The following is a 21,849-nucleotide window of genomic DNA, read 5'->3' as shown; positions in this document are numbered from 1 at the left end:
GCACTACATATCTATGACTCGTTGGAACTCATGCTTGAAAAGTTGTGCACGTCGGTTGGCCCGCCTGCTGGCCGACCGATCGCTGAAAGCAACTGCTGCTAATGTTAATCCTCATATCGTGGTGTTGCGCTGGGATGCAAAGCTGGGCGACGCCATCGTGTCGTCCTTCTTTTACCGCGAAGCCCGCAAGCTTAACGTCCGGGTCACCGTGATCACCGTTGCCGAACTCGCCGAGTTGCATGCCTTGGACTTTGCAGCGGATGAGGTGATGATCACGCATGCAGCGCCCGGCCCTCTCGAACTTTGGCGGCTGGCTCGGAAGCTGAACAGAGTCGATGCCGTGGTACACCTGGTCGGTACAATCCAGCCTGCTGAAATCGTATTCCTTCGATTGCTCAACCCTGCCCTGATCTACTCGCTCGATGACAGCCTGCGCTGCGTCAATCGCAAGTTCGGCGCAGCATCCTGGGGACTGGACACGGCTGCTCGGTATCGCCAGGTACTCGTAGACTTGGGTGCTGCACAGGTACGAGGCGAGTACATCGTACCGTTGCCTGCGCAGTTGCCCGCCCCTGAAGTGGCGCCCCACATTCTTTTCAATCCCTACGCGAGCCGTGCCGAAAAGAGCCTGGCCGCTGAGCGCTCGACTACCTTATTGCAGGCAGTCGCCGAGACCTTTGCGTCACGCACCATCGGTATTCTCAGCAGCCCCGCCACCCTGGCCGATGCCCAACAGTTGGAAGCCAAGGTGGCACGTGCTAACGTCAAAGTGGTGGACGGGTTGGCATCGCCAAGGGATGTCGCCGGCTACCTTTCCCACGCGCAGGTCATCGTCAGCGTCGACACAGCGATCGTGCATATGGCGGTTGGCCTTGGCACCGCCCTGGTGGCCATCTATCCTGCACTAGAAGAAGCATTCAACCCTTGGCTGCCCCCGCCTAGCGCAAGAACCCGCGTGATCTACAGCCAACAGTCGACGGGACGCACCGGCAGAAACATGAACGCATTTCCGAACCACATGGTAATCAATGCGCTCGAGTACCTGCTGTCAGCATCGGACGTCCTGCAACTGGAAGCCAAAATCGTGGCAGGCCTAGGCGTGGCTAGGGGAACTCTGGCTCGTCAGTTGCCACTTATCAGTGAGCACTTCCCTGAAGTTGCGGCCTGTCACCCAGGGACTATCAACGTCACGCTCGATCGACCTTTGCTACTGACAAAGCCAGACCATCGTACGGCCCCCCTGACTTGGACACCCAGCGGAAGAACCACTGAAGTGTTCGACCTGCTGCGTGTAGAACTTGAGCTGGGCTCATCCCCAGCCCGTATCCCGGCTTGGTTGTATGTCGCGCATGGCTCACCGCACCGCGATACGCCGACGGTGCATGAGCTAATCGCTCCCACCCTGGATCTGACTGACATACGTCGCTGCCGACTGCACATACGCGCGGATGCAGTGACACTGCCAACCACCGATCAGCCAATCTCGGCCATCAGCTCCTCAACTTGCGCCAGCCAGTAGTCGAGATTCGTCTCCAAATGCAGGAACAGGTTGGCCAGCAGCGTTCCGCCAGCCAGGAACTCTGCAACCGTCTCAGAACGTACAGAGGTACGCCTGAAGTACGTGTTATAGAGCTTGAGCAGAGCCACATCCCGCTGCAAAAAATCGGCGACGCCGACATCCCGACGTCGCATGACTTCGCAATTGGCGAAGTTGTAGCGCGGATGGTAGCCAGGGTCGACGACCTCGTCCGGGATAATCACAAGGCCATCGTCTCTGCAGGCGACGATATCCTTGATTCGGCCCGGGTTGCCCCAAGTATGTGCACGGGCACTCAAGCCTTGTTGTAACGCCTGTGCGAGCAAGGGGTTGCCTGGTTGTGACGCGAAAAGACACTCGCTGTACCAGTGCAGTTTGGCGCTTATGCCCTGAGGAAAAACCACCTTGCTCGGGTCGCGTAGAAACAGGGTATCGGCATCCACCCAGGCACCACCATAACGGTGTACGAAGGCCATGCGGATGAAGTCACTCTTAGCAATGATGTCCTCGACTCCTGCGGCCAAGCTGAACGCCAACGGCTCGAAGGCCCAGTGTCTTTCGAGTATGTCCGGTCCAAGGTAATTCTCGACCGTGCGCGGGGTGAGCAGCAGCAGTCGATCTCCCAGCGCCCTGCGCATCGATACCAGGGCCAATGCGACATAGGACGGTATGGGTTGCCCTGGCGCATGCTCCCAGTATGTGACGTACGGAACGTTGACATCCCTCATCACAGGTCCGCCCTGCCGACACCATCAAGCAAACCGAGGTTGGTCAGGTAAGACCGGAGCAATAGCAGCGACGGCATGCATTGGGCTTGGGCCAAAAACTCGTTGCCCAGAGCGGATTTGTACAGGTCAAGCCATGTGAGCGCCGGTACCTTTGGCAGAAATGCCTCGAGCGCATTCTGGTTGCCCTCTCCAAACACCAGACGTAGCGTGCGCAGGATAGGCCGGTAGCCCGGAGCTGACAGTAATTGTGCCAGGGGATCATCCAACCGCTGAGCGATTGCCACACCATTCAAACGGTCCTCAATCATGGCATCGGTCAACGCCACCCTCGGATCAATCGCTACCGGATAAAGCGCTCTGAATGACTTTGCACCATTGCACAGGGACTCGTACAACACCTTGTCAGCAGTAGAGCCAGTGACAAGTACGTCATCGCCAAAGATCACATGCACTCCGCTCCAGCGGTAGAAGTTTTCGGCAGGAATGACATGATCCTGCACGCGGTTTACCTGCTCACGTTCCTCCAGACTCAGGCTTGCATAGTTCTCACAGGGTGGCGCCAATCTGGGCAGTTTGACATTGATGATGGTGGGTAAAGCCAGATGTGCCAGCTTGAGGTTCACTGCCTCGACCACCATGTCATAGAGAACGTTGGCCGTGGACGGTACGTTGCGCCATCCCGTGGTCATCATCACCACGCAGTCACCACTGGCTTTGGCATCACGAAACATTGCTGTCCATTGCGAGCATGGGTCATCCAGTTCGGCATACAGGTAATCGACCAACCTGCGAGCTAGGTAACTAATGTCGTCAACCCCACCATATTTCGCCCGACTGTAGATCGCTGCAAGTTCACTGGCTTCCTGACCGGTACGCATGTCATAAAAATGGCCCTGTGGGCCCGGCTCCAGGCAGTACAGTGCAGTGCCGCCTAGGATCGTGACGTACTCGCCCATCTCGATCAGACCACGCCTGAGCATATCGGCAGCAAATGCCCTGAATCCATTCTTTACATCATCGCCGCAAGGATGCGCTAACGCCTGATGGAACAGGGAAATTTGAACTTCGTCCGGCGCCTGCAGAACTTCGGACCACGAACGCGCAGCAATGGAGGAAAGCAGAGTCATGTCCGTGCAGCCCCTTGGTTCAATGTAACGGTCGTGCCCACAGCCAGCAGAGTATCGATGTCGACATCGACTCTCCTGCGATCCTTGTAATAACTGATGCGCGATAGCCCTAGCGGCCTCAGCGCGGACATCAGTTCAGCCACGCCCGCGCCTGCGTCCTCAGGCGCATGGGTGTCAGACCCGATGGTGAACGGCACATCGTGGGCGATGAGTTGGGGCAATAGACGTTGCGATGGGTACGACCATAGCCCCTGCACTTCCTGCCTTGTCAGTGGAGACAAGCTCGACTTGCGTAACCCGGAGGCATTCAGCTCGAATGCCATTGCGCTGCGCGCTAGCGGCTTCAACAAGCGCTCGAAGCGACGCAAGAAGACGTCCTCTGGCAAACCGCGCAGCAGGGTGTCGGCATGCCCAATAGCGTCGAACAAGCCGCAAACCACAAGGCCTTCAAGGTAGTCGAAATAGCGATCGAGAAAAGCCTCAGCGGCCAGCCGTGGCAACTCCCAGACTTTGACCATAGCTTCTCCCGGCACATCCACGTAGTGCACCGAGCCGATCGCGAAGTCCAGCGGGTAGCGCGCCATTAGATCACGGGTGAAAGCTTCGGTCCCTGGCATATAGTCGAACTCCAGCCCCTGCAGGAGCGTAATCTGTCCCTGGTACGCCGTCCGCGTTCGCTCGATGTCGGCAAAATAGCGATCAAGCTCGCTCGCCAAGAGTCGGTTGTTCGTATCCACCGGGAACGGCGCATGATCAGTGATGGTGAGGGTGCGCACACCAGCTGCGATGGAGGCACGCACCAGCTCATCGACGGAACCAGTGGCATGCTTGGAGTAAACAGTGTGGCTGTGAGAGTCAATCATGCTGCCTCCCATGCCTGGAGCAAGCCGTCGTGGTTAGCCAGCTCTTTGACCAGCCAGTAAGGATTGTTCACCCGGGCGATGATCGAGCTCACAAGGTCGGGCTGCTCCAGCTGTCTCAGCAGCTCCGTCAGTGGCTGGGTGTAGAGTGCTCGGGCCAGCGGGTTGTGCAACAGGCGGGCCTCCAACCTTGGCCAATCCAAATCGTCGAAATGCATGTTGCCCAGGCGTTGGGTTTCGATACCGTACAGGTACACATCGCCATTGGGCTTGATGGTCACATCCATTCCGTTGGCCTGGGGCGCCTGATTCAGGCTGCCGAAGGTGAAGTGCTTGTTGACCTTGGCTTCGATGGCAGCAATGTAGCTATGCATATTGAGATAGCCCTTGGATGTACCTGCGGCAGGATGCACCAAGTTTTTGTAATCGATGCCAAAACGCTGCTGTCCTACCACAAGCACGTCCTCCAGCGGCCCGACCTCGATGAAGTCCGCCTCGAGCCCCCAATGCTGCAGTTCCTGGACGAGATACTGACGCGTGAAGTTCCTGTCGGTATCGATGGAGCGGAACGAGAAGCTCAGCCCCGACGGCTGACGCTGGTTTAGGTAGTCAAGACTGAATCCATGAGCACGCCATTTGACTTTCTCGATGTGGTGGCTATCGGCACTGAGGCGGATGTTGCAGGTGTCGCCATTGGCAGTCACGATGCGATCGGTCTCATCGTAGAACTCTGCCATCCTGGCGTGTGGGAAGAACCCGCTGGTGATGAACTCGAAGCGCTTGCCTCCATTCGAGAGACCAAGTATTTCGTGGAACACCTTTGCATTGTTAAGCGGCTCGCCTTCGCCGCTGATGGAGATGCGCTTGACCGAAGGTTCGTTGATCAACACTGAGAGGTTCTCCCGCGCCAGTGTTGACAGTTCCATGCTCATGCCCGCCTTATGCTTGTCAGCGTACATACAGAATGCGCAGCCAATGCCACAGATCTGAGTGATGTCGATGTACAGCAAATGGCCTTGAAGTTCCATGTCCAATGTCCTATGAGCTTGACTCTGAGTCGAAGCAAAGTGGTTTCTAACGGGCGCGGGTTGCCGCAGCCACGCTTGCTAGCTGTAGTGGGCTGCCGCCGTGTGTTCAGTAAGGGATGTTGACCTGCAACTGCTGGATCTGTACTGAGTGGGGATGGATGATGTGGGTCAACAAACGGCGCTGCTTGATCGCCGGCTGCTCTGGATAGTCCGCAAAGCGGTCATTGCTGACGATGTAGGCGCCCTGATCGTAAGCGGCTGCGGCGAGCAGGCCTTCGTCCGCCTTGGCATCGTTGCCCATCACCATGACATTGGCCTGAGGGAACAGCGCCCGAAGCTGGGCTTCGTCGGTAGACAAACGGGCACAGATGCCAGGGTCGAATATCAGCCTCACCTTGTAGCTCTCGCAGAGGTGCGGCACCAACGCAGTCAGCGCTTTAAGCCCGATGAAAGTCCCTTTGCCGTTTTCCGAAGGTAGGTAGCACAGGTTGTTGCCATCGATCACCAGCGTCTCGATGTGCTTTTCCAGCAGTCGCATGATGTCCTGCAAGCGCTCCTGCAACTTCTCCACGTGACGCTCGAGCTTACGCCGCTTGACGTTCAGCTCACTGAGCACCGCTTTGGGTTTGCTGTTTTCAAAGAAGCTTTCACAGGCCTGGTGGACCATTGCCCGCGCCTTTGCGCTGTCAGCATTCGACAGTTCCCATTCGAAGCCGCGTGCCTTGGCGATGTCATTATCAATCTGTTCCAATTGCCGCTGGAGGCGTTGCCATTCGCGCGCCACCTCTCCCGCCATAGCTTCCCATTTTTCGCTGGCACTGCGGGTAACCTCCATCAACTGGCGCAGGTGCATCAGCTCCTCGTTCAGGCCTGTAATGGTGGCACTGGTTTCCAGTGGATCGAAGCTACGAAAGCGCCTGAGGTCGGCAGCCAGACGCTGCTCTTCAGGTTCATGGCGGGCCAGTTCGGCATGGGCCTCGCTGCGCGATTGAGACAGCAGTGCGAGTCGTTTTTCCAGTTCAGTGGCTTGATGAAGGGCAACCTTTTGCTCAGGGGATCGCCACAGCATTGCCAGCCAACCTCCCGCCATGCCCTCATGGGTCAATTTGAGCTGGCGAGTCGACTCGATGGTCGAGGTGAGCTTGCCAAGCCGCTGCTTGATCTCAGTGGTGATCCGTTTGCGGTGGGCCAGTTGGCTACTGGCCTGCTCGCAATCAAATGAGCCATACCACTGCGTATCGCCCTGGAGCCTTTGGATATCCTGGTTGATCGAGCCGGCCTTCTGGGTCAGTGCGGCGAGGCGAGCCGCGTGCTCATTGCTGTACATGATCAGTCCTTTCAGTCAAAGGCGATGCTTAGGCATCGCTGTTAGCGTTCCGCTGCCCTGCGCGAAAAGCCGCGCGACCTGCCCACTGCAACGCCACAACTGCGGCGGCACCGGCGGCAAAACAAATGGCGTTGGTTAACAGAAACTCCAGCGGAGAAATCGTTGTGTTCATGTCAGGCTCCTCTGCTCCAGGCGTACGCCGCAATTGCCGCAAAAGCGGCTAACGGCATCGACCGGTTTCGCACAGGCTGGACACACCTTGGCCAGCAGCATCTTCTGGCGCATATGACCGATCTGAATGACGCATGGCACGGTCACTCGGTATGCTGGGCTGGCCAGATCGAAAGCAGTCCACAGGCCAGTGATGGCCCAGCCGACCGGGCCGGCGAGCACAGCCAGCCCCCGGCCCAAACCCGCGCTACCGGCCATCACCACGCCACGCCCAACCAAGCTGCTCATGGTTGCACTGGCAACCACCGCTGCCATGCTGTAGGCGTTTGAGGCGCTCAGGCTGGTGAGCAGTGCAGCCAAAGCACCTGGGCCCATACCTGGGCGATAGCTCGACCCGATCGACTCAAAGAAAGTCACCTTGTCAGCCTCGCTCATACGCCCAACCGACTGCTCGACCACTTTGGAAATAATGGACATTTCCATAATTTCACAGTTGCCCAGGCCGCTCTTGGCTACCCCAACATGCGAAGCCACGTCATTTAACAATTCCTTGTAGGGCACGCCATTGCCGCCACGGAAGACGTTCATCAGCGAGTTACCACCAAAGCGGGTGAGTTCCTCGGCAACCAGACCGCGCTCGTACTCGGTAATCTCGCGATCCTTGGCTGCACTCAGTTGCCGACATGTTGAAGACGACAACGAAATGCGCCCTTTGCCGCTGTCGGTGATGACGTCGATCAGCAATCCGATATCGTCGCTGCTCGCATGGGTCAGAACGTCTACCAGATCAGGGTCCTGGATCATGGACATGGGGTACTTCCTCTGTTGTTCAGTCGATATTGGTCGGGGTATGCGGGGTGCTATCGCTAACCAACGCACCGGCGATGGCCGCGAGCCAGGCCCTGGGCTGAGCAGCACGCACTTGACGCAGCATCAGTGCGTCTAGCTTCAGGCAATTGCGCCGGCGCCACTCATCACGAGCGTTGACGCGGCCGACCTCAGGCGAAGCGCCTACGCCAATAGGACGAACATCAGGATGAACCTTGCATTCGCGCAATATTTTTTCTATCGGATTGCTCAGGGCTAACTTGTCTTCGCTCTGAAGTTTCACCGCAGCAGCCAAATAGTCACTGCTACCCCCTACGGCCTGTCCCAGGGCCAGCCAGTCCTGCGGGCGCATGAGTAGGAAGGCCGGTGGCACACCCAAGACTTTGGCGATACGGGCCAAAGTGTGAAGGTCCGGATTGGGAGCGACATGATCCTGTGGCGATTTCAACGCTCGCAGTGTGCTGCGTGCGATACCAGTTTGACGTTGAATGCAGCTGGCTGTTATCGGACCGGGTCTTCCGCTCTCGCGTTGCTTCCCGCCGACGGCGAGCACTGCGTTGAGGTTTTCGCTGAAGTAATGCCCCAAAGTCTTGGTAGGGGCGGCGGGTAGATGACTGTCCATGCTGATCTTCTCCACATTGCGATGACGGGAGGATAAGCATGGCCATATGCCATTTCAAATGATATCGGAGCGCCAGCACTCCAAGTCAGATCTTTAATGGAGCCCACACGCTCCGTTTTTTTTGCAAATATCAGAAAAACCCTTTGCCACCTTGATAATCCGTTGCAGTCGACTCCAATCCTTAAACAAGTTTGTCCGCCCGGCCGTACGGCCATGGCGGTACAAGGAAACCCAGTGTGCGTCACCTCGATAGCTGTCAGAAATCGCTCGATCGCACATCCTGCTGGGGGTATCGATGGGTATTTCTGGGGGTACATTTCTACTTCTGCTAACCAAAAAACCCGTAATAGAGCCATGTACAAATGCTCTGTGGCGCCCCTGACAGCCTCTAAGGCCACGCCCGGGACTTTCCATCGATCTGCAGGCTCGCTGACCAGATCCCCGCCAGTATCGACCGGCACCATCAATAAGCAGGAAATTTCCTAACCCGAAGCTGGAAAACCTGAGCATGGGGCAATACCCTGCCACCACCGCCCAAGGTTACGAGCTGAAACATGTCAGGGAATACACCGTTTGAAAGCCCACGTTGGATGCGTGACCTGGTCCGCTTCCTGCCACTCAAGAGCCAGTTTGTCCTGTCCGGCAATATCCGCGACTTGCAGGCCAGCGAGGTGGCCCCCGGCACGGTCACGGCCCTGAGCTTCAACCAGACCCTTTGCGACACCCTGCTCGCGGCCGGCTACGCCCATGTACTGACGTGGGACCCGGTGACCGGCATGCGCGCCATCGGCAAGCCGGACAGCGATCCGGCGGCGGGCCAGACCCTGCTCAAGGAGCTGGGCCTGACCCCGGTGGATGGCGCCGCCCCGGCAGGCCCCGATCTCTTGGCCGCCACCGTGCAGCGCCTGGTGAATCGCGCCGGCCCGCCGATTGCCCTGGTCATCGACTTCGCTTCGCGCCTGGTGGTGCGCAACGATTCCCTCAGCGCCGCCGAACACCAGCTGTTCACCCAGGCCCTGGTGCACTCCCACCAGGCCCGCAGCCGGCCGCTGCCGGAGCTGCGCAAACCCTTCTTCAATACCCTGCTGTGGCTGGTGGAAAAGGAAGGCGACCTGCCCGACTGGCTGCTGGTGGACAACCCGCGGCTGCGGCACATTCCGGTATCCCGGCCCGACCAGCTGACCCGCCGCGCCCTGGCCCCGGCCCTGCTCAAGAGCCTGGCCGGCAGCCAGGAAGCCAGCGAGGACAGCACGCGCGAGGCGGTGGATGCCTTCGTGCAGAATACCGAAGGCCTGCTGCTGCTCGATCTGAGCGCCATCGCCCAACTGGCACGGGTCGAGGGCGTGGCCATGGAGCAGATCGCCGATGCCGTGCGCCGCTACAAGATCGGGGTCACCGAAGATCCCTGGCTGCGCATCGACCGCCAGCAGATCCGCCAGGCCGATGAACGAGTGCACCAGCGGGTCAAGGGCCAGGATCATGCGGTGACCCACATGCTGGACATCGTCAAGCGGGCGATGACCGGGGTCGGCGCCAGCCGCAAGGGCAACCGGCCCCGGGGCGTGGCCTTCCTCGCCGGTCCCACGGGCGTGGGCAAGACCGAACTGGCCAAGACCATCACCAGCTTGCTGTTCGGCGATGAAAGCGCCTATATCCGCTTCGACATGTCGGAGTTCAGTGCCGAGCACGCCGACCAGCGCCTGATCGGCGCGCCGCCCGGTTATGTCGGCTACGACGTGGGCGGCGAGCTGACCAACGCCATCCGTGAAAAACCCTTCAGCGTCGTGCTGTTCGACGAAATCGAGAAGGCCCACCCGCGCATCCTCGATAAATTCCTGCAGATCCTCGACGACGGCGTGCTCACCTCCGGGCGCGGCGACCGGGTGTATTTCTCCGAGGCGCTGATCGTGTTCACCTCCAACCTGGGCATCTATCGCCAGGGCGACAACGGCGAGCGCGTTGCCAATGTGCTGCCCGGCGAACCCTTCGAACAGATGCAGGAGAAGGTCCACAACGAGATCGACCGCTACTTCAAGCTGGTGCTGAACCGCCCGGAGATCCTCAACCGCATTGGCGAGAACATCATCGTCTTCGACTTCATCCGCGAGGATGTGGCGATCCAGATCTTCGAGCAGATGGTCGACACCACCTTCAAGGACCTGCAACAGCAACAGGCGTTGTTCATCGAATTGAGCCCCCAGGCCCGCCAAGGCCTGCGCACGCTGTGCCTGCATGACCTGTCCAATGGCGGCCGGGGCATTCGCAACCAGCTCGAGGCGCGCCTGCTCAATCCATTGTCCCGGGCCCTGTTCGACCAGGATGCGCAGCCGGGCGAGCGTTTCTCGATCACCGCGCTGGACGTCGGCGGGCTGCTCATGGAACGCCGCTGAAGATGCAACTGAGCCTGTCGCGGGTGCATTTCCCGGTCACCACCCTGGGCCCCGGGCGGCGCCTGGGCATCTGGTTCCAGGGTTGCAGCATCCGCTGCCCCGGGTGCATTTCCGCCGATACCTGGGGACCGGGCCAGCGGCGCCTGGACATCGACCAGCTGCTCACGCAACTGGTGCCCTGGCTGCGCGAAGCCGACGGCATCACCCTGTCCGGCGGCGAGCCCTTCGATCAGTTCGAGGCCCTGCTGCTTTTACTCCAAGGGCTGCGCCGCCAAAGTCCGGTGGACATCCTGGTCTACAGCGGCTATCCGCTGGAGCGCCTGCAACCCCAGCTACGCAAGGCCCAGGGCCTGATCGACGGGCTGATCAGCGACCCCTACGAGGAACGCCTCGAACAATCCCTGGCGCTGCGCGGCAGCGACAACCAGCGCCTGACCCTGCTCACGCCCCTCGGCCATGCGCGCCTGGCGTCCTACGAGCGTCCACTGGAAGCCGCCGACAAGGCCCTGGACCTGATGTTCGACGCCAATGGCAGTGTCTGGATGGCCGGCATCCCCCGACGTGACGACCTGCTGCACCTGCGCGACCTGCTGCAGGAGCAAGGCCACCAAATACAGACCAGTGCGCACCGCCACTGAATGGAATTCTCCCGATGATTCGCTTCTGCCCCAATTGCCAGACCGAACGCCCGCTCCAGGAGCTGTTCTGCGAAGGCACCGTCGACCAGCACCCTTGCAACTGGGACCTGGCCGGCGAACCGCTGCGCGCCGACGGCTGGCGGCCCCAGCTCATCGTCACTCAAGACGCCCTGCCCCAAGATCCCATGCACCGGCACGGCCCAGGCCAGGGTAGTCCAGGCCAGGACAGCCCGCCGCCAGATGCCCCGGCCCAGCCCGAGACCACCGCGCCAGGCCTGGTTTGCAGCAACGGCCATGCCATGGAACCAGGCGACTTGATGTGCCTGGAGTGCGACGCGTCCCCGGCCCAGGACCAGGCCCTGGACCAGGTCCCTGGCAACGCGACGCCTGGGCCGGCACTTCCTGATGCCGAGGTCGACCCGGCCAGCCCCAGCCAGACCCTGATCGACGGCTGGGCGTTGATCCGCCAGATCAGCAGCACCGACGGCGTGCGCGAACGCTACCTGGCCAGCCACCAGGCAACGCTACTCCAGGCGGTGTTGACGCTCTACCGCCCCGGCGCCGAACCCGACCCGGCGATCTACGACGTGATCCGCCGCCTGCCCCGTGCGCATGTGCCCGAGATCATCGCCACCGGACGCTGGGACGGCCGGGCCTACGAGGTCATCGAAGAGCTCAGCGGCGGCACCCTGGCGGACCTGGGCAGCATCATTCGCGACGCCGACAGCGTGCGCCATGTGGTCCGGGAACTGGGCCAGGCGCTGCATGCCTTCAACGAAGCCGGGCTGCGCCATCGCGACCTGCGCCCGGCCAGCCTGCTGGTACGCGCCCGCGAGCCGCTGGACCTGGTGATCAGCGGCTTCGGCTCGGCGCGCCTGTCGGAGTTCGACCTGGATATCGTGTCGCCCCTGGAAACCAGCCGCTACATGGCCCCGGAAGCCATCGCCGGCGGGGTAGCCGCGGCCTCGGACTGGTGGAGCCTGGGGATGATCCTGCTCGAGCAGTTGACCCAGGGCGCCTGTTTCGAAGGCATCCATGCCAATGCCTTCCTTATTCATGTACTGGCCAACGGGGTGCCGATCCCCGATGACCTGGACCCGGGGCTCGACCTGTTGCTGCGCGGGCTGCTGGCCCGGGACCGGCACCAGCGCTGGCAGTGGCCCGAGGTCGAGGCCTGGCTCGATGGCCATCCGGTCGCGGCGCCGGCCTCGTCGTTCCAGGAGCGCGACGACGGCGAAGGCGCCACCTTGCAGTTGGGCCAGCGCCACTACCACAAACCCCGGGTGTTCGCCCTGGCCGCGGCCCAGGCCGAACACTGGGCCCAGGCCCTGGACCACCTGCTGCGCGGGGTGATCGTGACCTGGGCCGAACAGCTCGGCCTGCCCTCCTCGCTGCTCGCCGGCCTGCGCCAGGTGGTCCAGCATGACGGCCTGGAAGACGACTTGCGCCTGATGCTGGCGCTCAAGCTGCTCAATCCGCAAGTGCCGCTGATCCATCGCGGCGACATCGTCACCCCAGGCTGGTTGCTCGAACACCCGTTGGAAGGCTACCGGCTGATCAGCGGTTCGGTTCCCGATCTGCTGGAGCAGCTGCAGACCGACAACTGGCTGTCACGCCTCAAGCTGCGCGCCGAGCAGGTGCGCCAGCGCGCCCTGCACCAGCAGGTCGAACTGGTGGAAGAGACCCTGCGCATCTACCTGCTGTCGACCTCTCGCGCCAGGCTCGCCACCCAGTGGCAGGAGCGCCAGCGCCTGCTGCCGGATACCGAGCATCCTGGCCTGGCCTACCTGTCGGAACGGCGAGTGATCGCCGAAGAAGACCTGATCGTGCTGCTCAGCGCCGCCATCGAGCAATTCCGCTCGGCCGACTCGATCATCCAGGAAGCCACCGAGCTGGCCCAGCGCACCGAGGTCGGCTGGTTCGACAGCGAGCAAGCAAGCGCACTGCTTGAGCACCCGCGCCAGGAACTGTACCGCAGCGTCGACGAACGCATCCGTGGTTTTGCCCGCAGTGGCGTGCCGGCGGTGGATGAGTGGGCCGAGCAGTTTCGCCTGGAACGGCGCATGCCCCTGGCCAAGGTCCTGGTGCTGCTGGCCATTCCCGAGAGCCAGTGGCTGGAGCCGCAAAAGCAGCACTACGTATCGCAGATCCTCGACTTCTTCGAAAAGAAGGTGGTCACCGCGGTGATGCGCGGCCCGCTGGTGCGCATGAACATCGGCAAGACCACCGCCCGCGTCGACCTGGCCGAATTGCACAGCGAACGCCGCCCCGCCGCCGCCCTGCTCGACCACCTGCTGCAACGCAACGAGCGCGCGGTGAACCTCGACCCGGAATGCTTCCAGGCCGATCCGCGGATCGAGGCCCGACTGCATGCGCTGTACCGCCAGAGCGCGTTGTACAAGCGCGATACCGGCATCGACGGTCTCTACCTGGGCTTCCCCTTCTTGCTCAGCCGCGATCCGCGCGGCAACGCCCGCCCGCGGATCATCCCGTTGCTGCTGTGGCCGGTGAAACTGCTGCTGGAGCTGGGCCAGCGCGGCAACGCGCGGCTGGCCTTCGACGGCGAACGCGAAGAGGTGCGCCTGAACCCCGCGCTGGACAGCGTGCTCGGCGCCGAGACCTGCAAACTCTGGCGCAAGACCGCCGATGAATTGCTCGGCCGTTCGTCCATCCGCACCAGCGACGTGATGGATGCCTTCGGCATGCTCGCCGGCGTACGCTCGCGCACCTTCGCCAGCCTACCGGCCGGCACGGTGGAGGTCGCGCCCTACCAGGACGAACTGGCCTGCGCGGCGGTGCTGTTCCACGTCACCTTCATGGGCCAGGCCATTGGCGAGGACCTGCGCCAGCTCAAGTCGCTGTCACCCAACGGCACGGGCCTCGAGACCGCCTTGCGCCTCAGGAATGGCGAGGACGAACAGCCACCGGCCGATCCCGGGGAGCTGCAGCGCTATTTCACCGTGGCCAGCGACCCGTCCCAGGAAGCGGCGGTGCTCCAGGCCCGGCAAGGCCCCGGCCTGCTGGTGGAGGGGCCTCCCGGCACGGGCAAGAGCCAGACCATCGTCAACATGGTGGCCGACGCCATCGGCCGCCAGCGCAGCCTGCTCATCGTCTGCCAGAAACATGCGGCGCTGGAGGTGGTGCATAAACGCCTGGTGGCCGAAGGGCTTGGCCAGCGCATCGTCATGCTCAACGACGTCAACCGCGACCGCGAGCCGATCATCCGCAGTATCCGCGAGCAGCTGGAGGCCCTGTTCGTCGCTGGCGGCGACAGCCAGGGCTGGTTGCGCCAGCGTGAACAGACAGCGGCGCGCATCGAGGCCCTCGAGGGCGAGCTCGATCGCTACCACCAGAGCCTGCATCACCCGGACCCGGCCAGCGGCCTGAGCTATCGCCGCCTGTTGGGCGAGCTGATCGAACTGGAAGATGGCCCCGCGCCCCTGGAGTTCCCGGCCCTGCGCCAGCACCTGGCGCCCCTGGACCCCGCCAGCCTGACCCGCCTGGAAGAGCGCTGCGCGCCGCTGGTTCGCCTGTGGTTGCCGGCACGCTACGAAGGCAGCCCCCTGGCGCAGCTGCAAGCCTTCGCCGCCGATCGCCCGACCCTGCAAGCCTTCGACGACAACCTGCGGGACTTCGCCCAGGCCGAGGCCGATCGCCAGGCCACGCTGCAAGCGCATCCGGCCAGTTTCGAGATCGACGACCCCGCGCCCTACCGCGCATGGATGGCGGCACACGTCGCCACCTTGCTCGCCCTGGAGCCGCAGCAGCGGCTGCGCCTGGCCCGCTGGCTACCGCTGTTCCGCCTGCGCGAGCATGAACCGCTGCCCCGTGGCGAGGCGATCCTCGACGAGCTGCGGCAATTGCAGCAGCAACTGCGCCAGTTGCCGGAAGATCGCTACCAGGCGGCGCTGTCGCCCGCCCTGGGGCTGATCGACCACAAGCGCCTCGGCAGCCTGGGCCAGGATTGCGCCAAGGTCATGGCCGCCCGTTCCTGGTGGTCGCGGATCAACCCCTTGCACCTGCTGCGCCGTGGCCGGCTGCGCGAGTTCCTGCAGGAACGGGGTGAAAACCGGGTCGAGGAAGTCCTGCCCGCACTGCACGCGGCCATCGACCTGGAGCGCCAATGGCGCCCGCTGCGCGCCGAACTCACGGCCCTGCAACGGGAGCTGGGACTGGACGCCCCGGCCCCCGAAGCCGGCCTGGAGCTGAGCGCGACAGTCACCCACGACATCCGCCAGCTGCTGGAGATCCAGGTCCTGGCCCAGGCCCTGGCCCAATCGCCCCGCGCCCGCCAGGCCGACGCTGCGGTGCTCAGCGGCGACAAGCGCGATTTCGAAGCGTTGCTCGGTGACCTGGACGCCTCGCTGATTCGCCAGGGCGTACGCCAGACCAGCCTCGACCAGCTCAAGCTGCTCGGCCACTGGCTGGGCGCCGAACTGCTTGGGCAACTGCAACAGGCTATCGAGCACAACCAGAGCAACGAGTTGCCCCTGGCCCGCCTGCAACAAGCCCTGCCCTGCCTCGGCGCCTACCAGGCGTTCCGTGGCCGAGCCAGCCTGCTGGGCCCAGAGGAGCTGGAGCTGCTGGCCCTGCTACGCCAACGCCAGGCGCAATTGGACGCCCTGGCGCCCGAGCAACTGGAAGCCGCCGTGCGCCGCCTGCTGAACCGCGAGGCGCGGCTGGGCTGGAAGCACCGCATCGAGCAAGCCAACCCCGAGTTGCTGTACGGCCAGGACGAAACCCAGGCCAAGGTCGCCAGCCTGGCCCAGGCCGATACCCGCATGCGCGAACTCAACCGCGAGCTGCTGGCCAAAGGCATCGACCCCTCACGCCTGGGCAATCGCAAGCAATGGGAAGACGTGACCCGGCTCACCGGCAAGCGCTCGCGGCGCCTGCGCGAATTCATCGAGCTGGGTGCTCCGCTGGGGCTGATGAACCTGCGCCCGGTGTGGCTGATGAACCCGGACGTGGCCAGTCGCGTGCTGCCGCTCAAGGCCGGCCTGTTCGATACCGTGATCTACGACGAAGCCTCGCAGATGCCGGTGGAGTTCGCCCTGCCGACCCTGTTTCGCGGGCAGGTCACGGTGGTCAGCGGCGACGAGAAGCAGATGCCGCCGACGGCGTTCTTCTCCAGCCGGGTGGAAAGCGACGAAGCCGAACTGTTCGACGGCGACGAACCCGACGCAGAAGCCGACCAGGAGCAACGCGAGGCCTTCGAAGACAACTGGAACCGCCGGGAGATCAAGGACTGCCCCGACCTGCTGCAACTGGCGCGCAATGCCCTGCCCAGCACCACGTTGCAGATCCACTATCGCTCCGCCTACCGCGAGCTGATCGGCTTCTCCAATGCCTCGTTCTATGGCAACCGCCTGAATGTGCCCGTGCGCCATCCACAAGCCAGCATCGAGCGGGTCAAGCCGCTGGAGCTGATCCAGGTCGAAGGCCTGTACCAGAACCAGAGCAACGCCCAGGAAGCCGAGCGTGTCGTGCAGTACCTGGCCGAGCTGTGGCGCCAACCCTACGAAGAGCGCCCCTCGGTCGGCGTGGTGACCTTCAACCGCAAGCAGGCCGAGCTGATCGAGGAACATCTGGAGGCCCACGCCGCCCAGGACGAGATGTTCCGCAGCGCCTACGCCCAGGAGCGCGAACGCAGCGAGGACGGCGAGGACATGTCGGTATTCGTCAAGAACGTGGAGAACGTCCAGGGTGACGAGCGCGACGTGATCGTCTTCTCCTCGACCTTCGGCCGCAACAGCCAGGGCACCTTCCGCCGCAGCTTCGGCGTACTTGGCCAGACCGGCGGCGAACGGCGCCTGAACGTGGCGGTCACCCGCGCACGGCACAAGGTGGTGATGATCACCTCGATGCCCATCGGCGACATCTCCGACATGCTCAATACCCACCGTGCGCCGGCCAGCCCCAGGGACTACCTGCAAGGCTACCTGGAATACGCCCGGGCGCTGTGCGCCGGGGAGTTCGCCTACACCGGCAAGCTGCTCGACCGGCTGCAGACCGACCGCAGCGACCTGCAACGCGACCAGGGCCAGGATCGCGACGGCTTCGCCAGGATCGTCGGCCAATACCTCCAGGCCCAGGGCTGGCAGGCCGCGCCGGCCAGCGAGGGCGACGCCTTCGGCCTGGACTTCGCCATCGAAAACCCCGGTACCGGCACCTACGCCATCGGCATCGAATGCGACGCCCCCAGCCACGCCCTGCTGGAACGCGCCCGCGCACGGGAGATCTGGCGCCCGTCGGTCCTGCGCCGGGCGATCCCGCATATCCACCGGGTGTCGTCCCAGGCCTGGTACCACGACGGCGACAACGAACGCGCCCGTCTGCGCGAGGCCATCGAACGGGCACTGCCGTCCGCCCAGCCAGGTCCGGTCACGGCCCCTTCCAGCGATACGGAGATCTGCCCATGAGTGGTCCCAAGGTTGTGCGGATCGTCACCCGCGAAGAAATCATCGCCCTGTGCGAGGGGCACCTGCAGCGCCTGGAACAGGCCATGGCCCGCTGGGAAGCCCAGGCCGCCAGGCTTGGCGAATTGAACGAGGAACAACGCAATGCCACCCGCGCCCGCGCTGAGCGCCTGCGCGCCCTGCTCGGCCAGGAACAGTTCGCCCGATTGCAGAGAGCCGTGCCGATCGAGATCGAGTACCTGCGCCGCGACCAGACAGAACGCGAGGAACGCGCGGTGCTGCGTGCGACCGAACAACGCCAGCGCCAGCGCCGCCAGCAAGAAAATGCCGCGACCCTGCTCGGCGCCCTGCGCGCCGCACAGGCAGCGGTTGCGCCCGAGCTGTTGCAAGACGTGGCGCGCCTGGCCGAAGGCACCGACCTCGCCCATGCGCAGCAGGTCCTGGCCCAGGGCTTCAGCCAGCTGGCCAGGGTCGACGAGACGGACAGCTTGAGCGAGCGCCAACGCGAACTGGCCCGGCAACTGCGCGAAGAGACACCCCAAGCCAGCCTCGAACAGTGGATCGCCGCGCAACAGCCAGCCGAGCGTGATCCGCGCCTGCAACGCATCGACCGGCATATCGCCGAACTGCAACTGCTCCAGGGCGCGCCAGCCGCGACCCCGTTCCTGCAACGGCTGGCCCGGGCCGAAGCCCAGGAGCAGGCGCAGCAGCGCAACCTGTTGCTCGACAGCCTGGTGATCGAACTGGCCGAGGCCACGCGCGACTTCCAGCAGCGCCGCGAGCTGCTTGGCCAGGTTCAGGACCTGGCCAGCGAACTCCATACCCATGCCACGATCGATCACGCGGCCCTGCTGCGCCAGGTCGCCGAGTGCCACGAGCACAGCGACCTGGCGCTGCTGCAAGCGCTGAAGTCCGAATGCGAGGCCGCGCTCACCGCTGTGCTACAGGCCCAGGCTGCGCTGGCCCGGCGCCAGGCCATGCTCGAGGGGCTGGCGCGGCTCGGCTACGAGGTTCGCGAAGGCATGGCCACCGCCTGGGCCGAGTCCGGCAAGGTGGTACTGCGCAAGAGCGCCACCCCAGGTTACGGCGTCGAAGTCGGTGGCAAGGCCGACAACGGCCGCCTGCAGGTGCGCGCGGTGGCCCTCGACCCACAGCGGGACAAGGGGCGCGATCGGGATATCGAGACGATCTGGTGCAACGAATTCCAGCGCCTGCAAGCGCTGCTCAAGGACAGCGGCGGCGAACTGCTGATCGAACGCGCTTTGGGGGTGGGTGAGGTGCCGCTCAAGGAAGCCACGGTCATGGACGAGGAACGAGAAGCGGCGAACCTCCAGCAGCGGACGCTTTGAGCCTAGCGTCCAGCAGCGCTTGCGCCACGTCCCGGGGTTTCCCGCCTCCCGGCACGGCCCCTAACCCTCCAGCAACAGGTGCCGGGGCGGGGCCTTGGCCACATGCTGCAGCACCGCCAGGGTCGCGGAGATCGCCTCCTGCGGGTGCGGGTTGTCATGCAGGCATTCATACAACAGGCCGGTAATGGCGATGCAACAGAACTCCAGCACCCCCGGCACATCGAGGCTGGGCGGCAGTTCCTGGCGCGACACGGCGCTTTCCAGCAGCCGCCGCAGGTGATGCTGGAGCAGCCCCCTGACCCAGTCCAACCGCCGCTGATGGGTGCTGGGGTCGCTGCCGCAGGCGCCCTGGTACAACATGATTTCCGAAAGACGGCGCGGCCCCTCGCCACTGACGGTGGCCACCAGGTCGTCGTGCAGCCGTTGCCAGCCGCGGTGGAAATCCACGGCTTGCGGCCGGTCGTTCTCCAGGGGCAGGGTCTGTTCGCTGAACAGCGCATCGAGCAGGTGCTGCTTGCCCTTGAAATGCCAGTAGATCGCCCCCCGAGTGACCCCGGCCTGCCGGGCGATCTGTTCCAGGGTGGTGCTGGACACCCCTTCCCGGGAGAACAATTCGCTGGCTGCCTCCAGGATCCGGCGACGGGTGCGCGCGGCCTCGGCTGCGGTCTTCCTGGCCATGGCCGGGGCTAGTCCTGGACCACGCGGGGAGTCCGGCCGATCATCTCCTCGATCGTCTGCTTGCACGCCTGCAAGGCCTGCTGGAACGCCTCGCCCCTGGCCGCCGCCCGTGAATTGGGGGCGACGATGGAGATCGAGTAATGGCCAAGGTAGGTGTCCAGCAGCACTGCGTAGGAACACAGGCCCTCGATGTACTCATCCTGGTCATTGGCCGCGCCACGGTCCTTGATGGCCCGCAACTGTTCCAGCAGGGCCGCACGCCCCAGGCTCTTGGGGGTGCACACGGGCAACGGATCGGGCAGCAGCGCCTGCTGGGCTTCGCTCGACAACTGCGCCAGTAGCACCTTGCCGCCAGAAGTGGCCGTGGCCGGCACATGGATGCCGATGGGGAACACCACGCGCAACTCACGCTCGGCGACGATGCGATCCAGCACATAGACCTTGTCGCCAGACAGCGACGCCAGGCAGGTCGATTCCTGCACTTCCTCGGACAGGGCGCTCAGGTACGGCCTGACCAGGGAAATGATATCGACCTGGGCCTGGGTCACCAGTTGGCCGAAGGCCGGGCCCAGGCGAAAGCCACCAGCCGGGCCCAGGGTCTCGACCAGATGCTCCACGCACAGGGCATTGATGATGCGCTGCACCGTCGAGCGCGGCAGTTCCACCACCTGGGCGATGGCCCCCAGGCTCAAGCCCTGGGGGTTGCTGCCCAAGGCCCGCATGACCGACGCGGCCCGCGCGATGACCTGTATCCCGCCGTGCTTGGCGCTGCTTTCTTCCGAATCATTCATACGACTCCTTGGGGCTGGCCGCGAGGCCGTCGTGCCGGGTTCTGTGGATTGGCCGCCACTCTAGTGGCAAGCGGCCGATCAGGCCAGCCGAGCAAATCCGAGCTTGCATTCGCTGAATCTCATGGTGGTACACTGTATCGCAATACGGACCACAAGTCGTAATTTTTGACTATTCAGCCCCACAACAGGAGACGAGCGTGAGACTCAAGCAAGCTTTGTGTGCGCGGCCTTTCATTCCCCTGGCGGCCTTGTGCCTACTGGCCGGTTGCGGCGCCAAGGAGACGGAAATGGCTGCCGCCCCCGCGCCGGAGGTCGGCGTCTATATCGCCAAGGCCCAGGCACTGACCCTGACCACCGACCTGCCGGGCCGGACCTCGGCCTATCGCGTCTCGGAAGTCCGGCCCCAGGTGTCCGGGATCCTCCAGCGCCGGCTGTTCGCCGAAGGCGCCGAGGTCAAGGACGGCCAGCAGCTGTACCAGATCGATCCGCGCACCTACCAGGCCCGCCTGGCCCGGGCCGAGGCCAGCCTGCTCACCGCGCAGAACCTGGCCCAGCGCTACGAGCGCCTGCTCAAGACCAACGCCGTCAGCCAGCAGCAGTACGACGATGCCCTGGCCACCTGGAAACAAGCCCAGGCGGACGCACAGATGGCCCGTATCGACGTGCAATACACCAAGGTCCTGGCACCGATTTCCGGACGTATCGGGCGTTCGGCCGTCACCGAGGGCGCACTGGTGACCAACGGCCAGGAACAGGCCCTGGCCACCGTGACCCAGCTCGATCCGATCTATGTCGACGTCAACCAGCCCATCACCAAGCTGCTGGGCCTCAAGCAGGCCCTGGAGTCCGGGCGTTTGCAGGCCAGCGGCCCGGACCAGGCGCAAGTCAGCCTGACCCTGGACGACGGCACCCCCTACCCGCTCAAGGGCACCTTGAAGTTCTCCGAGGTCAGCGTCGATCCCACCACCGGTTCGGTGACCCTGCGCGCCGAGTTCCCCAACCCCGACCGCAAGCTGCTGCCGGGCATGTTCGTCCATGCCCAGCTCAAGGAAGGCGAGCAACAGGCCGCCATCCTGATCCCGCAACAAGCGGTCGGCCGGGATGCCCGCGGCGTACCCACCGCCTGGGTGGTCAAGGCCGACGACACCGTCGAGCAACGTGAACTGCAGACCCTGCGCACCGTGGGCAACGCCTGGCTGATCGGCGCCGGCATCGCCGACGGCGAGCGGGTGGTCACCGAAGGCGTGCAGCGCGTGCGCAGTGGCCTGACCGTCAAGCCGGTGGCGGCCGGCAACGTCAAGCTGGTGGCCGAGTTCGGTGCCGCCGCTGGCCCCCAGGCCCATTGAGGAGTCACTG

The 21,849-nt window shown here is 63.6% G+C and carries 15 protein-coding genes and 1 pseudogene; 6 read left to right on the top strand and 10 right to left on the bottom strand.

Going from position 1 to position 21,849, the window contains the following annotated elements:
- The first annotated feature begins 55 nt into the window (after positions 1–55).
- A complete protein-coding gene (locus AC3WK8_RS15915; RefSeq protein WP_397429011.1) occupies positions 56–1,519 on the top strand; it encodes a glycosyltransferase family 9 protein in 1,464 nt (487 codons plus the stop codon).
- Here the strand turns inward: AC3WK8_RS15915 and AC3WK8_RS15910 are convergent.
- From AC3WK8_RS15910 to AC3WK8_RS15875, 8 genes are all read right to left on the bottom strand, one after another.
- Positions 1,474–2,265 (bottom strand): capsular polysaccharide synthesis protein, encoded by a 792-nt coding sequence (locus tag AC3WK8_RS15910; protein ID WP_103325085.1) that lies wholly within the window; start codon positions 2,263–2,265, stop codon positions 1,474–1,476. The two genes, AC3WK8_RS15915 and AC3WK8_RS15910, sit on opposite strands and share 46 nt — an antisense overlap.
- Positions 2,265–3,392, bottom strand: a complete 1,128-nt coding sequence (locus tag AC3WK8_RS15905) for a hypothetical protein (RefSeq protein WP_103325084.1) — start codon at positions 3,390–3,392, stop codon at positions 2,265–2,267. The genes AC3WK8_RS15910 and AC3WK8_RS15905 overlap by 1 nt, the downstream gene beginning before the upstream one ends.
- Positions 3,389–4,255 (bottom strand): histidinol-phosphatase, encoded by an 867-nt coding sequence (locus AC3WK8_RS15900; protein WP_103325138.1) that lies wholly within the window; start codon positions 4,253–4,255, stop codon positions 3,389–3,391. The genes AC3WK8_RS15905 and AC3WK8_RS15900 overlap by 4 nt, the downstream gene beginning before the upstream one ends.
- Positions 4,252–5,280, bottom strand: a complete 1,029-nt coding sequence (locus AC3WK8_RS15895) for a radical SAM family protein (protein ID WP_103325083.1) — start codon at positions 5,278–5,280, stop codon at positions 4,252–4,254. The genes AC3WK8_RS15900 and AC3WK8_RS15895 overlap by 4 nt, the downstream gene beginning before the upstream one ends.
- 106 nt (positions 5,281–5,386) lie before the next feature.
- On the bottom strand, positions 5,387–6,607 hold the full coding sequence (locus AC3WK8_RS15890) for a coiled-coil domain-containing protein (protein ID WP_103325082.1): 1,221 nt from the start codon (positions 6,605–6,607) through the stop codon (positions 5,387–5,389).
- A gap of 28 nt (positions 6,608–6,635) precedes the next feature.
- On the bottom strand, positions 6,636–6,779 hold the full coding sequence (locus tag AC3WK8_RS15885) for a hypothetical protein (RefSeq protein WP_165605147.1): 144 nt from the start codon (positions 6,777–6,779) through the stop codon (positions 6,636–6,638).
- Positions 6,776–7,588, bottom strand: coding sequence for a ubiquinol-cytochrome C chaperone family protein (locus AC3WK8_RS15880; protein ID WP_085597828.1), 813 nt, complete (start codon positions 7,586–7,588; stop codon positions 6,776–6,778). Before AC3WK8_RS15880 ends, AC3WK8_RS15885 begins: the two co-directional genes overlap by 4 nt.
- A 19-nt stretch (positions 7,589–7,607) precedes the next feature.
- A complete protein-coding gene (locus AC3WK8_RS15875; RefSeq protein ID WP_085597829.1) occupies positions 7,608–8,228 on the bottom strand; it encodes a helix-turn-helix domain-containing protein in 621 nt (206 codons plus the stop codon).
- A 516-nt stretch (positions 8,229–8,744) separates the two neighbouring features.
- Here AC3WK8_RS15875 and AC3WK8_RS15870 point away from each other — a divergent pair.
- From AC3WK8_RS15870 to AC3WK8_RS15855, 4 genes and pseudogenes are all read left to right on the top strand, one after another.
- A pseudogene (locus AC3WK8_RS15870) lies at positions 8,745–10,618 on the top strand (AAA family ATPase).
- A gap of 2 nt (positions 10,619–10,620) precedes the next feature.
- A complete protein-coding gene (locus tag AC3WK8_RS15865) occupies positions 10,621–11,256 on the top strand; it encodes a 4Fe-4S cluster-binding domain-containing protein (RefSeq protein ID WP_085597831.1) in 636 nt (211 codons plus the stop codon).
- A 14-nt stretch (positions 11,257–11,270) separates the two neighbouring features.
- Entirely contained in the window at positions 11,271–17,678 is a 6,408-nt protein-coding gene (locus AC3WK8_RS15860) for an AAA domain-containing protein (protein WP_103325080.1), read from the top strand.
- The gene (locus tag AC3WK8_RS15855; RefSeq protein WP_103325079.1) at positions 17,675–19,024 is read left to right on the top strand and encodes a coiled-coil domain-containing protein; all 1,350 of its coding nucleotides are present in this window, start codon (positions 17,675–17,677) and stop codon (positions 19,022–19,024) included. The genes AC3WK8_RS15860 and AC3WK8_RS15855 overlap by 4 nt, the downstream gene beginning before the upstream one ends.
- Before the next feature lie 60 nt (positions 19,025–19,084).
- On the opposite strand, the gene AC3WK8_RS15850 is transcribed toward AC3WK8_RS15855, so the two are convergent.
- The gene (locus tag AC3WK8_RS15850) at positions 19,085–19,702 is read right to left on the bottom strand and encodes a TetR family transcriptional regulator (RefSeq protein WP_103325078.1); all 618 of its coding nucleotides are present in this window, start codon (positions 19,700–19,702) and stop codon (positions 19,085–19,087) included.
- A gap of 8 nt (positions 19,703–19,710) precedes the next feature.
- Positions 19,711–20,493 (bottom strand): IclR family transcriptional regulator, encoded by a 783-nt coding sequence (locus AC3WK8_RS15845; protein WP_103325077.1) that lies wholly within the window; start codon positions 20,491–20,493, stop codon positions 19,711–19,713.
- A 197-nt stretch (positions 20,494–20,690) separates the two neighbouring features.
- On the opposite strand from AC3WK8_RS15845, the gene AC3WK8_RS15840 reads away from it, so the two are divergent.
- Positions 20,691–21,839: an efflux RND transporter periplasmic adaptor subunit gene (locus tag AC3WK8_RS15840; protein WP_146043260.1), complete on the top strand. Its 1,149-nt coding sequence runs from the start codon at positions 20,691–20,693 to the stop codon at positions 21,837–21,839.
- The last annotated feature ends 10 nt before the right edge of the window (positions 21,840–21,849 follow it).

Source organism: Pseudomonas sp. FW507-12TSA (assembly GCF_058781435.1).
This window is presented reverse-complemented; position numbering and strand designations above follow the sequence as displayed.